At 71.8% G+C, this 13,947-nt stretch carries 11 protein-coding genes; 8 read left to right on the forward strand and 3 right to left on the reverse strand.

The window, feature by feature from the left end:
• Positions 1-100 precede the first annotated feature (100 nt).
• The 5 genes from ACQP0P_RS26530 to ACQP0P_RS26550 are packed head-to-tail and all read left to right on the forward strand — an operon-like array spanning position 101 to position 6,855.
• Positions 101-1,399: an ABC transporter substrate-binding protein gene (locus tag ACQP0P_RS26530; RefSeq protein WP_433359194.1), complete on the forward strand. Its 1,299-nt coding sequence runs from the start codon at positions 101-103 to the stop codon at positions 1,397-1,399.
• Positions 1,393-2,337 carry a carbohydrate ABC transporter permease gene (locus ACQP0P_RS26535; protein WP_433359195.1) on the forward strand — a complete coding sequence of 315 codons (945 nt, stop codon included), beginning with the start codon at positions 1,393-1,395 and terminating at the stop codon, positions 2,335-2,337. The genes ACQP0P_RS26530 and ACQP0P_RS26535 overlap by 7 nt, the downstream gene beginning before the upstream one ends.
• Complete coding sequence (locus ACQP0P_RS26540; RefSeq protein WP_433359196.1) at positions 2,334-3,149, forward strand: carbohydrate ABC transporter permease; 816 nt, start codon at positions 2,334-2,336, stop codon at positions 3,147-3,149. The genes ACQP0P_RS26535 and ACQP0P_RS26540 overlap by 4 nt, the downstream gene beginning before the upstream one ends.
• Positions 3,146-4,144 (forward strand): serine hydrolase domain-containing protein, encoded by a 999-nt coding sequence (locus tag ACQP0P_RS26545; RefSeq protein ID WP_433359197.1) that lies wholly within the window; start codon positions 3,146-3,148, stop codon positions 4,142-4,144. Before ACQP0P_RS26540 ends, ACQP0P_RS26545 begins: the two co-directional genes overlap by 4 nt.
• Complete coding sequence (locus ACQP0P_RS26550) at positions 4,141-6,855, forward strand: family 78 glycoside hydrolase catalytic domain (protein ID WP_433359198.1); 2,715 nt, start codon at positions 4,141-4,143, stop codon at positions 6,853-6,855. Before ACQP0P_RS26545 ends, ACQP0P_RS26550 begins: the two co-directional genes overlap by 4 nt.
• Positions 6,856-6,925: 70 nt before the next feature.
• On the opposite strand, the gene ACQP0P_RS26555 is transcribed toward ACQP0P_RS26550, so the two are convergent.
• Positions 6,926-8,650, reverse strand: a complete 1,725-nt coding sequence (locus tag ACQP0P_RS26555; protein ID WP_433359199.1) for a S8 family serine peptidase — start codon at positions 8,648-8,650, stop codon at positions 6,926-6,928.
• A gap of 773 nt (positions 8,651-9,423) precedes the next feature.
• Between ACQP0P_RS26555 and aspS the strand changes: the two genes are divergently transcribed.
• Positions 9,424-10,677, forward strand: a complete 1,254-nt coding sequence (aspS, locus tag ACQP0P_RS26560; protein WP_433382113.1) for an aspartate--tRNA(Asn) ligase — start codon at positions 9,424-9,426, stop codon at positions 10,675-10,677.
• A 64-nt stretch (positions 10,678-10,741) separates the two neighbouring features.
• Here aspS and ACQP0P_RS26565 read toward each other — a convergent pair whose 3' ends face one another.
• Complete coding sequence (locus tag ACQP0P_RS26565; protein WP_433359200.1) at positions 10,742-11,062, reverse strand: protealysin inhibitor emfourin; 321 nt, start codon at positions 11,060-11,062, stop codon at positions 10,742-10,744.
• 10 nt (positions 11,063-11,072) lie between these two features.
• Positions 11,073-12,179: a M4 family metallopeptidase gene (locus tag ACQP0P_RS26570; protein ID WP_433359201.1), complete on the reverse strand. Its 1,107-nt coding sequence runs from the start codon at positions 12,177-12,179 to the stop codon at positions 11,073-11,075.
• A gap of 280 nt (positions 12,180-12,459) precedes the next feature.
• Between ACQP0P_RS26570 and ACQP0P_RS26575 the strand changes: the two genes are divergently transcribed.
• The gene (locus ACQP0P_RS26575) at positions 12,460-13,299 is read left to right on the forward strand and encodes a metallophosphoesterase family protein (protein ID WP_433359202.1); all 840 of its coding nucleotides are present in this window, start codon (positions 12,460-12,462) and stop codon (positions 13,297-13,299) included.
• Positions 13,296-13,946: a 4'-phosphopantetheinyl transferase family protein gene (locus tag ACQP0P_RS26580; RefSeq protein WP_433359203.1), complete on the forward strand. Its 651-nt coding sequence runs from the start codon at positions 13,296-13,298 to the stop codon at positions 13,944-13,946. Before ACQP0P_RS26575 ends, ACQP0P_RS26580 begins: the two co-directional genes overlap by 4 nt.
• The last annotated feature ends 1 nt before the right edge of the window (position 13,947 follow it).

Genomic DNA, 13,947 nt, shown 5'->3' on the forward strand with positions numbered 1-13,947 from the left:
AAACATGACGGAAACCCGCATGTCTTGTGGCCCGGAGGCGTGCAGGCGTCCGCCCGGAGGCCGGCTATCACCAACCCCGTGACGAACAGGAATAACGAGCATGAGGGTATCGAAACGACTGCTGGGAGCCGCGGCCTGCGCCGCCCTCGCCCTCACCGCGGCGGGCTGTGGCGGCGCCGCCGAACCAGGCGGAACCGACGGCGGGAAGGTCACGCTGACGCTCTGGCACAACACCGCCGACCCCGCCCCGCTGGTGGAGATGTACAAGCGGTTCGAGCGGGAGTCGGGCCACACGATCGAGCTGGTCCCGATCCCCTCCGACGGGTTCGAGGACAGCACCCAGACCAAGTGGGCCACCGGCGAGCGGCCGGACATCCTCGAATACCACGCCACGGTGAGCAACCTGCTCGCCCTGAACCCGTCGGAGAACCTCAGGGACCTGTCCGGCGAGGCGTACGTCGCCAGGTCCGGCGACCTCTACGGCAGCGCGGGCGCCACGGGGGGAAAGGTCTACGCGGCCATCACCGGCTTCCCCCAGGTCTTCGGCCTCTACTACAACAAGAAGGTCCTCGCCGACGCGGGCGTCAAGCCCCCGGGAACGTTCGACGAGCTCTCGGCGGCCTGCCGCGCGCTCTCCGCCAAGGGCGTGACGCCCGTGTTCGAGTCGGGCGGATCCATCTGGCCGGTGCAGATCCTGCCACTGCTGTACGTCAGCGCCGCCAACGAGGCCAACGCCTACGGCAAGGCCATCGCGGGCCACACCGCCACGCTGGCCGACCCCGGCTCACCGTTCGTGGCCGGGCTGAGCTCCTACCGGAAGCTGCAGGACGACGGCTGCTTCAACAAGGACATCACCACCGCCACGTTCGAGAACTCGATGAAGGCCCTGGTGACCGGCAAGGCCGCCATGGTCGCCCAGCACTCCGACATGCTGCCGGCCATGCTCGCCGCCGCCGGCGGCGACCAGCAGAAGGTGGACGACACCGTCGGGTTCACCGGGCTGTCGAGCACCAAGGCCGTGGTGACGTACGCGCCGGGGCCGATCGGCACCTTCTACCTGCCCAAGACAGGCGACGCCGGACGGGAGCAGGCCGCGCTGGACTTCGTCCGGTTCATGACCGGCCCCGCCTACGCCGACTACGTGAAGTCCGCGAAGACCTTCCCCGTGCTCCAGGGGGTGGACGGTCCGCAGGACGTCTCCCCCGTGCTCCAGGACGTCAAGAAGGCGTACGACAACGGCGCCGTCATCGCCTTCAACTCCGACATCCCCGGCATGGCCGGGCTGGCGCCGCTGATGTCGGAGCTGATCGCCGGGCAGAAGGACCCCCAGAAGGCCGCCACCCAGCTGCAGGGCCAGGTCGAGCAGGCGGCGAAGGCCGCCGGGCTGCCCGGATGGTGACCTCGCTACCCTCGCGCGAGCGTCCCCCGGGCACCGAGACCCCGCCCCCCGCCCCGCACCCCGCCGGCGGGGGCGGCGGCGAGACCGGGGACCCCGGGCGGCGGGGCTGGCTGCCCTGGGCGCTGCCCGCCGTGCTGCTGGTGGCGCTCTTCTTCGCGCTGCCGTTCGCGCTCAACGCCCGCTTCGCCTTCTCCGCCTGGACGGGGTTCCGCTCGGAGATCACCTGGAACGGCCTGGACAACTTCCGCACGCTCGTCGAGCAGGATCTCCTGACGAACGCCGTCACGGTGACCGTGCTCTACGCGATCCTGTGCATGGCCATCCAGAACACCGTCAGCCTGAGCCTCGCGCTCGCCCTGCAGCGGACGGACCGGGTCAACACCGTGTTCAGGTCGGTGTTCTTCCTGCCGACCCTCGTCTCGCCGCTGGCCGCCGGTTACATCTGGCGGGGCATCCTCGATCCGGCGGGCCCGGTCAACTCCTTCCTCGGCATCGACTGGGCCTGGCTGGGCGAGCCCGCGACCGCGCTGCTCACGGTCGCGTTCGTGGACGCCTGGAAGTGGAGCGGGCTGATCACCCTCGTCTACATCGCGGGCCTTAACTCGGTGCCCAGGGAGCTCATCGAGTCGGCCACGGTCGACGGCGCGGGCCCCTGGACCCGCTTCGCCCGGGTGAGGTTCCCGCTGCTGGCCCCCGCGATCACCTTCAACGTCGCGGTCACCCTGGTCGGCGCGCTCAGCGCCTACGACGTGATCGCCGCCACCACCGGCGGCGGCCCCGGCGACCACACCAGGGCACTGAACGTCGTCATGCGCCAGCAGTGGGGCCAGGGGTTCTTCGGCTCCGCCAGCGCGCTCAGCCTCACGGTGACGCTGCTCGTGATCGCGACGGCGGTACCCCTGGTCTGGTGGCTGCGCCGCCGGGAGGTCACCGGATGAGAGTCGTCAAGTACACGCTGCTGTCGCTGTTCGCGATCCCCTGGGTGGTCGTGCCGTTCTGGCTGGTCGTGGTGAACTCCTTCAAGCCCGCGGGCGAGGCGGCCGAACTCGGCCTCGGCCTGCCCCGGCGGTGGGCGATCGTCGAGAACTACACGACCGTCGTCGACGCCGGCGACTACCTGGGCGGGCTCGCCAACAGCCTCATGATCGCGGTACCCGTCGTGCTGACCGTGCTGCTGCTCGGCGCGGCAGCGGCGTGGGCCTACGGCCGAGGCGACTCGCGGTGGCTGCGCGCGACCTACTTCGTACTCAGCCTGTCGATCCTCATCCCGCCGTCGATCATCCCGACCGTCCACGTGCTGCGCGGGCTCGGCCTGGACGGCACGCCGTTCGGCTACGCGCTGGTCCTGATCGGCACCCGGCTGGGCATCGTGGTCTTCCTGTCCACCGGGTTCGTCAGGGCCTTCCCGCCCGACCTGGAGGACGCCGCCGCCATCGACGGGGCGTCCCGGCCGCAGATCTTCGCGCGCATCCTGCTGCCGCTGCTGCGCCCGGTGCTCTTCGTCGGGAGCGTCATCCTGGTCATCAACGTCTGGAACGACTTCTTCTTCGGGCTGTTCCTCCTCAAGGGGCAGGACAACGCGACCCTGCCCCTCACCCTCTTCCAGTTCGCCTCCGGCACGCTGCAGACCCTGCAGTGGAACCTCGTCTTCGCCCACGTCCTGCTGACCACACTGCCGCTGGTGGCGGTGTACGTGTTCGCACAGAAGCACGTCCTCGCCGGCCTCACAGAAGGAGCACTAAAGGGATGACCGACCAACCGTTCGCGCTCGCCGTCGAGTGGGTGAGGCGCATGGTCCGCGAGGGGAGACTCCCGTGCGCGGTACTCGGGGCGGCCACCTCGCAGGGCACGGTGCTGCTGGAGTCCTTCGGAGAGCACGACGGACGCGCGACCCGCGCCGACGACCACTTCGCGCTGTTCTCGGTGACCAAGCCGCTGGTCGGCCTGCTGGCCATGCGCCAGGTGGAGCGGGGCCTGCTCTCGCTGCGCCGCCCGCTCCGTGACGCGGTGCCCGGCTTCGGCGGGCTGCGCTCCGACGAGGTCACGCTCTGGCACCTGCTGACCCACACCAGCGGCATCGCCGAGCAGACGCTCACCCCGGACGACCTGGTGGAGCACCTGATCGCCGCCCCCGCGCTGTTCGAGGCGGGCACGCTCAGCCAGTACTGCAACATCGGCTTCGCCGGCATCTCCGAGATGATCAGGGATGTCACCGGCAGGGAGCTGGCCGACGTGATCGACACCGACCTGAACGCGCTGGTGCCCGGCGGTGGGCGGATCACCTTCGACCCGGCCTGCGACCCGGCCGAGGTCAGGGCCGTCGAGCTGCTCGGCGTCGACTACGACAGGTTCGTCCGGCTCCGGCATCCTGCCGGGGGCCTGTTCTCCCGCGCCGAGGACCTGCTCGCGCTGGGCAGCGCCCTGCTCCGCGGCGACCGGGCGCCGGTCCACCCGATCACGCTGGCCGCCATGACGGAACCCCAGACCACGGGCCTGGTCAAGCTGCAGCCCGACCCGGTCAACGCCGGCCAGGACTGGGGGCTGACCTGGAACCTGCGCCACTCCGCGCCCGGTCTGCTGGAGCGGCGGCTCTACGGGCACGGCGGCGCCTCCGGATGCCAGTGGTGGATGTATCCCGACCACGACGCCTGCTTCGTACTGCTGATCAACGTGATGGCGCCCAGCCTGCACGGGGTCGACGTCGACGGACTGCACAACGCCTTCACGACGGGTCTCGGCGCATGATCCACGTCCCGGGAACCCCCGGCCTGGCACGGGCCGTCTCGGGCGGCCAGGTGCCGGTCGGCTCCTCCCCGCCCGCCGAGGCGGTCGCCTGCCACACCTGCGGGCTCACCGACCCGGTCGGCGTCGACGATCCCTCCCCTCGTCTGTCCTGGGCGGCCAGGCTGCTCCATCCCGAGCGGCTGACGGTGTCCACCGGCGGGTGCGAGGTGTGGGCGCGGGACCTCCCGCCGGGTACGAGCTGGGCCGATGTCCCGGAAGAGGCGCTGGAGCCGCTCACCCCGTACACCTGGTCGGTCGCCGGGCACCTCGGCGGCACCTTCGTGACCGGCCTGCGCGCGGGCGGCGCCTGGGACGCCCCCTGGATCGAGGACGGCGGGAACGAGAGCGGCGAGGGCGCCGTCCGCCTCGGCGGGACGTTCGGCTGGGAGCCTCGGCCGGGACGGGTCTGGCTGGCGACCACCGCGCTGGGCGTCTACCGGGCGGTGCTGAACGGTGAACGGCTCGGCGACGAGGAACTCGCCCCCGGCTGGACCGACTACGGCCGCCGGGTCCGCTACCGGCTGGCCGACGTCACCGCGCTGCTCCGTGCCGGGGAGAACCTGCTGGAGATCTGGCTCGCCCCCGGCTGGTACGCCGGTCACGTCGCGGCGGGCGGGCCGCGCCGATACGGCGACCACCCCGCCGCCAGCGCGCGGCTGTTCCTGCGCGACCCGGAGGGCGTTCATCCGCTCGCGGCCACCGGCCCCGGCTGGACGGCCGGAGACCTGGGCATGCCCCGCGCCGACCTGGTGATGGGCGAGACCGTCCGCCTCGGCTCCTCCCCCGATCTCGAACCCTCGCCCCGCACCGGCGAAACCCCACCCGGCCGGGACGGAACCGCGCGGCTCACGGATTCCGGCCGGGAGCGGGCCGTGGCCGTGGCGCAGCCGCCGCCCGGCCTGCTGGTGGAGGCCGATCCCGCTCCCCCGGTGCGGGAGATCGGCACCCTGGCCGCGGCGTCGGTCACCGAGCCCGTCCCCGGCGTTCACCTGCTCGACTTCGGCCGCAACGTGGTGGGACGGCTCCGGCTGCGGATCGACACGCCGTACCCGGTCCACCTGGTGGTCCGCCACGGCGAGGAGCTCACCGCGACCGGCCGTCTCTACGACGCCAACCTGCGCACGGCCGAGCAGCGCGACGAGTTCCTCCTCCCCGCCGGACGCCACGTCGCGGAACCCACGTTCACCTTCCACGGGTTCCGCTACGCCGAGGTCACCGGATGGCCGGGCGGCATGTCCGCGGGTGACGCCGAGGCGGTGCTCCTGTCCTCGGCGCTGCCCGTCACCGGCACCCTGACCGCCTCCGACCCCGCCGTCAGGCAGCTGGTCTCCAACATCGTCGCCTCCGCCGAGGGCAACCTGCTCAGCGTGCCGATGGACTGCCCGCAGCGCGACGAACGGGCCGGTTGGACCGCCGACATCTCGGTGTTCGCCTCGACGCTGAGCTTCCTCCGGCATACCCAGGCGTTCCTCTCCGGCTGGGTGACGACGCTGATCGACGGCCAGCGTCGGGACGGGGCCGTCCCGCACGTGGCCCCGGTACTGCCCGAGTACGGGTTCGACTCGCCGGTCTGGTCCGACGCGATCGTGGAGGTGCCCTGGCTGCTGTGGCGGCGCTACGGCGACGACCGGACCCTGCGCCGGGCGTACGGGCCGATGCGGCGCTGGGCCGACTACTGCCTGGCGCAGTGCGACGACGGGGTCCGCCCCGGCCGGGCGCTGGGCGACTGGCTGGCCCCCGGAACCGTGGAGACGCCCAGGAGCCTGATCGCCACCGCCGCCCTCGCGCGGAGCCTGCGCCTGATCGCCGACGTCGCCGGCGTGCTCGGCGAGCCGCACGCCAGGGCGTACGGCGAGGCCTCGACCATGGTCTCGGGCGCCTTCCAGCGGGCCTTCCTCACCGAGCACCGGCTGCGCACCGAGACCCAGACCGGGTACGCCCTCGCCCTGGCCTGGGACCTCGTCCCGCCCAAGAACCGTGCCCGGGCCGCGGCGGCGCTCGCGGAGCTGGTCAGGGCGGACGGCCACCGGCTCATGACCGGTTTCGTCGGCACGCCGCTGCTGCTGCCCACGCTCTCGGAGACCGGCCACCACGACGTCGCCTGCCGGGTCTTCAACCAGGAGGGGCACCCTTCCTGGCGCTACCAGTTGCGGGCGGGCGCGACCAGCATGTGGGAGCGGTGGGACGCCTGGCACCATCGGCGGGGCATGCACACCCCGACGATGAACTCCTTCAACCACTATGCCTACGGCTGCGTCGGCGACTGGCTCTTCCGTCACGTCGCCGGTGTCGGTGACGACCCCCGCGGGGTGAACGGCGGGTTCACCGAGCCGCTGCTGCGGCCGGGCCCCGTCCCGCTGCTGCGGCAGGCGCACGCCAGGTACGACAGCCCCGCGGGCACCGTCGAGTCGGGATGGCGCGCCGGGCCCGACGGGCTGCAGTTCGTCTTCCGCGTCCCACCCGGCGTGACCGCCCGCGCGGTGCTCCCCGTCCACGGCACCTGGGACGGTATGACCGTCAACGGCACCTTCCTGATGGGGCTGGCCGAGCGGCTCCCCACCAGGCGGCTGGCCGACGGCTCGTGCTCGCTGGACCTGCCGTCGGGCCGCTGGTCGATCACGGCTCCGGCCGCCGCCGCCGACCCGCTGCTCTCCGCCTGGGACGAGTTGTGACCGCCTCCCCTTCCGCACGGTGAGAGCGCCCCGGCCGCCGCCGTGACGGCGGCCGGGCAACCGGCCCGGGTCAGCGCACCGCCCGCAGGGCGTCGACGATCCCGTAGCCGTAGAAGCCGTTACGCGGACCGCCTCCCTCGCACGTGTGCGTCGCGGTCGCCGTGCCGCCGGTCGGCAGGTGCCTGGTGTAGGTGTGGGCGGCCGGGACGGGGCAGGCCGTCCTGGTCGCGGTGCCCTTGAGCACCATCTCCACCACGGCGGGGTGGAGTGTCTTGCCGCCGTGCACCCGGTCAGGCCGGCCGAACCTGGCGACGACCAGCGCGGCCACCCCGGCGGCGCGCGGCGAGGCCATCGAGGTGCCCTGAAGATACTGGTAGTAGGCGCAGACCCGGCCCCGGCAGCTGCGGACCACGCTGGTGACGTTGGGCGTGCCGTCGGGGTTGAGCTGACCGCGTTGCCTGGCCAGCGCCTCGGGGTAGGCCGCCAGCGTCGCCCTGGTGACGTCGCGGGTGCCGTCCCCGGTGTCGTAGACGTCGCCCCCCGGGGCGGCCACGTCGACGTGACCGTCGCCGTAGTCGGAGTAGTACGCCTTGCGCCCGCTGACCCCGGTCGAGGAGACCGAGATCACGTGCCTGCCCTCGCTGGGCATGGAGACGCAGCTCGGCGGGATCGTGCGCGGGCGGGGCCGCTCGCCGGGGACGCCGGCGAAGTCGGGGCTGGAGCCGTCGGCCAGTTCCTTGGTGTAGTCGGTGGCGCCGTTGCCCGCCGCGGACACCAGGGTCACGCCCCTGTTGTAGGCGTAGGTGAGCGCCCGCTGGGCGGCCTTGATGATCGTGGCCTGCTCCAGCCGCTCGGCCGGGGAGTCCGCCGGGTTGTCGACGCAGTTGAACAGCCACGGGTCGATGTAGTAGCTCATGTTGACCACGTCGACACCGATGTCGGCGGCGTAGGTCAGCGCGTCGACGCTGGGCTGCAGGAAGAAGTAGCCGGAGTCCTGCCCGGCCCGCAGGTTCACGATCGAGACCTTGGGCGCCACACCCGACATGCCGAGCCCGTTGACGGGCGAGGCGATCGACGACGCCACGTGCGTGCCGTGGTCGTTCTCGTCGACGTCCGCCGGGTCGTTACAGGAGTGGTCCGGTTCGGCCGCGCACGGGCCGTCGGCCTCGTTGCCGTCGGCGTCGACGGGGATGTCGACGGTGAAGTTGCGGCTCAGCTCGCGGTTGAAGTTCGGCGCGATGTCGGGGTGGGATCCGTCCACACCGGTGTCGATGACACCGACCAGCACGCCCGGGTCACCCTGCTGGTGACGGTAGGAGCCCTGCACCGTCGCGTGGATCTGCTTCATGTCCCACTGGAGCTCCGACAGCGGCTCCGCGGTGGAGGCGGCCCCGCCGAAGGTGGAGGCGGCGGGGGCGCCGTCACCGGCCTTCTCCACCGCCCTGGCCTGAACCGTCGCACGGCCCGCGATTCCCCTGGCGGCCGTGGGCACGCTGCCGATGGACCGGTTGTGGGCGATGTCGTCGATCGAGTCGGCGTCGCGCACCGCCTCGGCGAAGCGGCTGTTCCTTGTCGTGACGGTGGCGACGCCGACCGCGGTGTTCTCCTTGAGGATGCTTCCGCCCGCCGCCCTGATGACCCGCTGGGCGTCGGCGGGACGCGCGCCCTCGGTGTACAGGACGACGTACTCGACTTCCGCGCCCGGTTCGGCGATCGTCTGCCGGGCCCGCGCCGGGGGCATCGGCGCGGCTGCCGCGAGGGCGGTGACGGCCGCGGCGATGATGACCCGTTTCACATTTACCTCCAATATGCTCAAAAAACCCCCCGCACCGGCGATCCGAGCGTGTAGATATTTGCCGCCAAGGGGTAATCGATCCGACAAGCACCAGAAATCTCGCTGCCCCTGCGACCTGCACGCATTGGCGAATCATGCCATCACCGAACCCGCACGTGAGGATTCCCGCTCCAAAACCAACGAGGGCACGGAATTTCGCGCTGTGAAATCCCCTCCAAAAGGGGATGAGGCATCACCGGTACCGGAATTCGGCGCGGGATCCGATTCGCGACCTATGGGGCCTTCCGCGCGACCGAGGTCTCCGGCACGGCGGGCACGGCGGGCCTGCCGGCAGGATCCGGGCGAGGACGGCCCCTCTCGGTATGACCGCCACGAGACACGCCGCGATCACGGTTGCGAGACATGACAGCCACGCGTACTCTTCCGACAACACGTTGACGGAGACGAGTACTCACCGGATCAGGACAGGCGAAAGAGAGCCGCCGGCAGCTGCGAAGGCGGACCTGTCCCCGGTGACGAAGACCCTCCCGAGTGCGGGGAGGAACGGCGTCCGCGCCCAATGCCCCGTCGGCCGGCCCCCGTCACCGGGCCCGTTGAGGCCGCCGTCGCCACGGCGGTGAAAGTGCGGTGGCACCGCGAGTTCCCTTCTCGCCCGCACTCCCAAGGGATCACCACTCACTGACCAGAGGTTTGTGTTGATCTCCTCATCCACCACCATCCCGTCCGGCGGCCGAACCCTGGCCGCGGAACTCGCGCAACGAACCGGCCGGCAGGTGACCGTCCAGGGATGGCTCCACCGCCGGCGAACCCTGAAATCCGTGATGTTCCTCATCCTGCGGGACCGCTCCGGCCTGGCCCAGGCGGTGGTCACCGACCCCGAGGCCATGACCGTGGCCGGCGGCTATCCGGAAGAGACCGTCCTGCAGATCACCGGGACCGTGACCGCCAACCCACAGGCCCCCGGCGGAGCCGAGGTGACCTCCCCGGTGGTGACCGCCCTGTCGGGACCCGCCGCGGCCCCGCCGTTCGACCTCTACCGCCCCGCGGTACCGGCCACGCTGCCGACCATCCTCGACCACGCCCCGGTCGCCCTGCGCCATCCGCTGCTGCGGGCCCCCCACACCATCTCCGCGGCCTCGACGGCGGGCTTTCGAGCGGCGCTGGACGCGCTCGGCTTCACCGAGATCCACACGCCCAAGGTGGTGGCCTCGGCGACCGAGTCCGGCGCGGGCGTCTTCGCGATCGACTGGTTCGGTACCCGCGCCTACCTGGCCCAGTCCCCGCAGTTCTTCAAGCAGGCCATGGTCGGCGTCTTCGAGCGCGTCTACGAGACCGGCCCGGTCTTCCGGGCCGAGCCCCACGACACCGCCAGGCACCTGGCCCAGTACACCTCGCTGGACGCCGAACTCGGCTTCGTCACCGACCACCGGGAGGTGATGGCCGTGCTGCGCGAGGTGCTCGCCGGCATGACGGCCGCCGTCGCGGACCAGGCCGGCGAGGCGTGCGCGCTGTTGAACGTCGAACCGCCCGACGTCCCGGAACGGATCCCGGAGATCCACTTCACCCGGGCCCAGGAGCTCCTGGCCGCCCATACCGGCGAGGACCCGCGGGGCGAGCCGGACCTCGCACCGGCTCACGAACGCTGGCTGTCAGAGTGGGCGCTGCGCGAGCACGGCAGCGAATTCCTGTTCGTCACCGGCTACCCGATGGCCAAACGCCCCTTCTACACCCACCCCGAGCCCGGTAGACCGCAGTACTCCAACAGCTTCGACCTGCTCTTCCGCGGCCTGGAGCTGGTGACCGGCGGCCAGCGCCTGCACCGCTACGAGGACTACCTCGCGGCCCTGGCGGCCCGCGGGGAGTCACCCGAGCCGTACGCCGGCTACCTCGCCGCCTTCCAGCACGGCATGCCCCCGCACGGCGGCTTCGCCATCGGCCTGGAACGGTGGACCACCCGGCTGATCGAGGCCGACAACATCCGCCGCGCCACCCTGTTCCCCCGCGACCTGCACCGCCTGACCCCTTGACCTGGTAGCGACTCCGCGGTGCGACCCGTCCGGACATCACCGGAACGGGTCGCACCGCGCGGGGTCAGCCGGGCGGGCCGACCCGCTCCTGCCTGCCCGGCAGCGAGGTCACGTACGAGATGAGCGCGCGGAGCGGGCCGGGGAGGTCACCCTCGCCGACGCGCACCGTGTGCGCCTGGCCGCCGTCCTCGACGGTCAGCTCGTAGTCGAAGCGGTCGGGCTGCCCGCCGGAGGCACCAGAGCGCTCCGGCGCATCGGACAGCCCGGCCCGCTCCACCCTGGAGCGCAGCTCGGCGACCTCCTGCGAGGCCAGCGACGCCGAGTCGACCGTGGTGGTCGTGACCAGACCGGCGATGCCGCCACCCCGGACGATCGACACTTTCATGGACACAATCCTAAACCGGCTCCGCCTGGAGAACCCCGACCTGTTGCCAGGCGGCGCGTACCTTGCGCTGCTCGTCGCCGTCGGCGCCGAACAGCTCTCCGGCCACCTCCACCGTCGCCTCCGCGGCCTGCCGGAAATTGGAGCGCGGCCGGAGCCGCTCGGTGAGGGTGACGTACCAGATCCGGCCGGCGCGCTCCCAGGCGTTGCCGCCGATGGCGGTGGCGGCGAGGTAGAAGGCGTGGTTGGGGATGCCGGAGTTGAGGTGGACCCCTCCGTGGTCGTTGGAGGGGTTGCCGTCGTCGGGCAGATCCAGGTAGTCGCGCATGTGCGCGGGCTGGCGGTCACGGCCACCCGTGGGGGTCGACCAGGCGGTCCCCGGCGCCTTCAGCGACCGCAGGGCCGTCCCGCGCAGGGCACTGCCCAGGATGCCCTCGCCGATCAGCCAGTCGGCCTGCTCCGCGTTCTGCCGCCGGCCGTACTGCTTGACGAGGGAGCCGAAAACGTCGGAGAACGACTCGTTGAGCGCGCCGGGCTGCTTGCTGTAGACCAGGTGCGCGGTGAACTGGGTGATGCCGTGGGTCAGCTCGTGGGCGACGATGTCCACGGCCTTGGTGAGGGACCCCTTGGTGAAGATCTGCCCGCTGCCGTCACCGTAGATCATCTGGAAGCCGATCCAGGCGGCGTTGTCGTAGTCGTTCCCGTAGTGGACCGAGGAGACGATCTCCAGTCCCCGCCCGTCGATGCTGTCGCGCCCGAAGACGGTCCGGTAGAAGTCGTAGGTGGCGCCCGCCCCGTCGTAGGCGTCGTCGACCGCCGCGTCACCGAACGGTGGTTCGCCCTCCCCCCGCCTCTTCTTCCCGGGCAGGTCGAAGTCGCCACCGTGCTCCGCGTCGTAGACGGTACGCACCATGCCGGGGGCGGGCGCCACGTCAGCGATGGTGAAGGCGAGCTGGCGCAGCGCGCCGGTGACCGACGCGCGCTGAGCCCGGGAGGTCTCCGATGCGGTCAGGGTCCGGAGCGCCGCCTCCCGCTCCTCGGCGGTGCCCTGCTCGGCGACCGCCTCGAGCAGGTCGGGGGGCGCGATGCAGCACGCGGGCATGCTGTCGAAGGTAGTCATACGCCAAGAATCATCGCCATCCACGGCAATCGCATGAGTATCGCCGTACTCGTATGGCACCGGCCGGAGACAACTTCGTGGCGGACCGGGGTGTGCCTCCGGGGAGCGATCGTGAGAGGGTTCTTCTGCTTGGTGATCACGGGGGCGTGACCGTGCCCCGGGAAGCGGGCGGGACGGAGGCGACGATGCTTGGGGTCGAGAGGGTACCGGGGGCACTCCCGGTGCCGGCACGCGACGGGCGGCCCGCGGCGGCCGCCGCCTCGCCGGGAACGGGCCGCGCATGACGTCACTGCTGGCCATCAGCGACCTGCACATCGGCTACCAGGAGAACCGGCGCATCGTCGAGGAGATGCGGCCCACCTCCGCCTCCGACTGGCTGCTGGTCGCCGGGGACGTCTCGGAGAAGGTCTCCGACGTCGCGTGGGCCCTGGGACTGCTCGCCGACCGGTTCGAGAAGGTGATCTGGGCACCCGGCAACCACGAGCTGTGGACCCATCCCAGCGACCCCGTCCAGCTGCGCGGCGAGGAGCGCTACCGGCACCTGGTCGAGGTGTGCCGGAACCTGGGGGTGGTCACGCCGGAGGACCCGTACCCGACCTGGAGTGGGCCCGGTGGCCCGGTCACCGTCGCCCCGCTGTTCGTGCTGTACGACTACACCTTCCGGATGCCCGGCCTGGCGACGAAGGAGCAGGCGCTGGCCCGCGCGTACGACAAGGGCGTGGTCTGCACCGACGAGATGCTGCTGCACCCCGACCCGTACCCGACCAGGGACGCGTGGTGCGAGGACAGGATCGCCGAGACCGAGCGGCGCCTTTCGGCCAGGCCGCCCGGCGTGCCGACGGTACTGGTCAACCACTATCCGCTGGTGCGCGAGCCCACCCTGATCCTGCGCCACCCGGAGTTCGCGATCTGGTGCGGCACCGAGCGCACCGCCGACTGGCACCTGCGCTTCGACGCCGCCACCGTCGTCTACGGTCACCTGCACATCCCCCGGACCACCTGGCACGACGGGGTCCGTTTCGAGGAGGTCTCGTTGGGCTATCCACGCGAATGGCGTCCCCGCTCCACCCCGCCCGGCCGGCTACGGCGCATCCTGCCCAGCCCGCAGCCCGTCGCATGATCGAAAAGATCCTGCCGTCGTGGGTGGCGAGCGCGGAGTCCTTCGACGACCCGCCGGGCGTCGTGCTGTTCCCCGAGGAGGAGGCGGTCATCGCCCGCGCGGTGGACAAGCGGCGGCGCGAGTTCACCACCGCGCGCCACTGCGCCCGCCAGGCCCTGGCCCGCATCGGGCTGCCGCCGGCGCCGATCCTGCCCGGCGAGCGCGGCGCTCCGGGATGGCCCGGCGGGGTGGTGGGCGCCATCACCCACTGTGCCGGGTATCGCGCCGCTGCCGTCTCCCGTGACGCGCTGACCGTCGGCATCGACGCCGAACCCCACGAGCCGCTCCCCGACGGCGTCCTGGACGCGGTCTCCCTGGAGGCGGAGCGGGCGGCGATCGCGCGGCTCGACGGCGGCGTGCACTGGGACCGGTTGCTGTTCAGCGCCAAGGAGAGCGTCTACAAGGCGTGGTTCCCGCTGGCTCGGCGCTGGCTCGGCTTCGAGGAGGCCCATCTCACCTTCGACCCGTCCGGTACGTTCACCGCCCGCCTGCTCGTCCCCGGCCCCTCGGTGGCGGGCCGGGAACTGACCGGCTTCACCGGCCGCTGGCTGGTGGCCGACGGCCTGGCGGTGACCTCCATCGCCGTACCGGAAACGCCCGCCACCTGAC

This window comes from Streptosporangium sp. CA-115845 (genome assembly GCF_050943795.1).
GTDB lineage: Bacteria > Actinomycetota > Actinomycetes > Streptosporangiales > Streptosporangiaceae > Streptosporangium.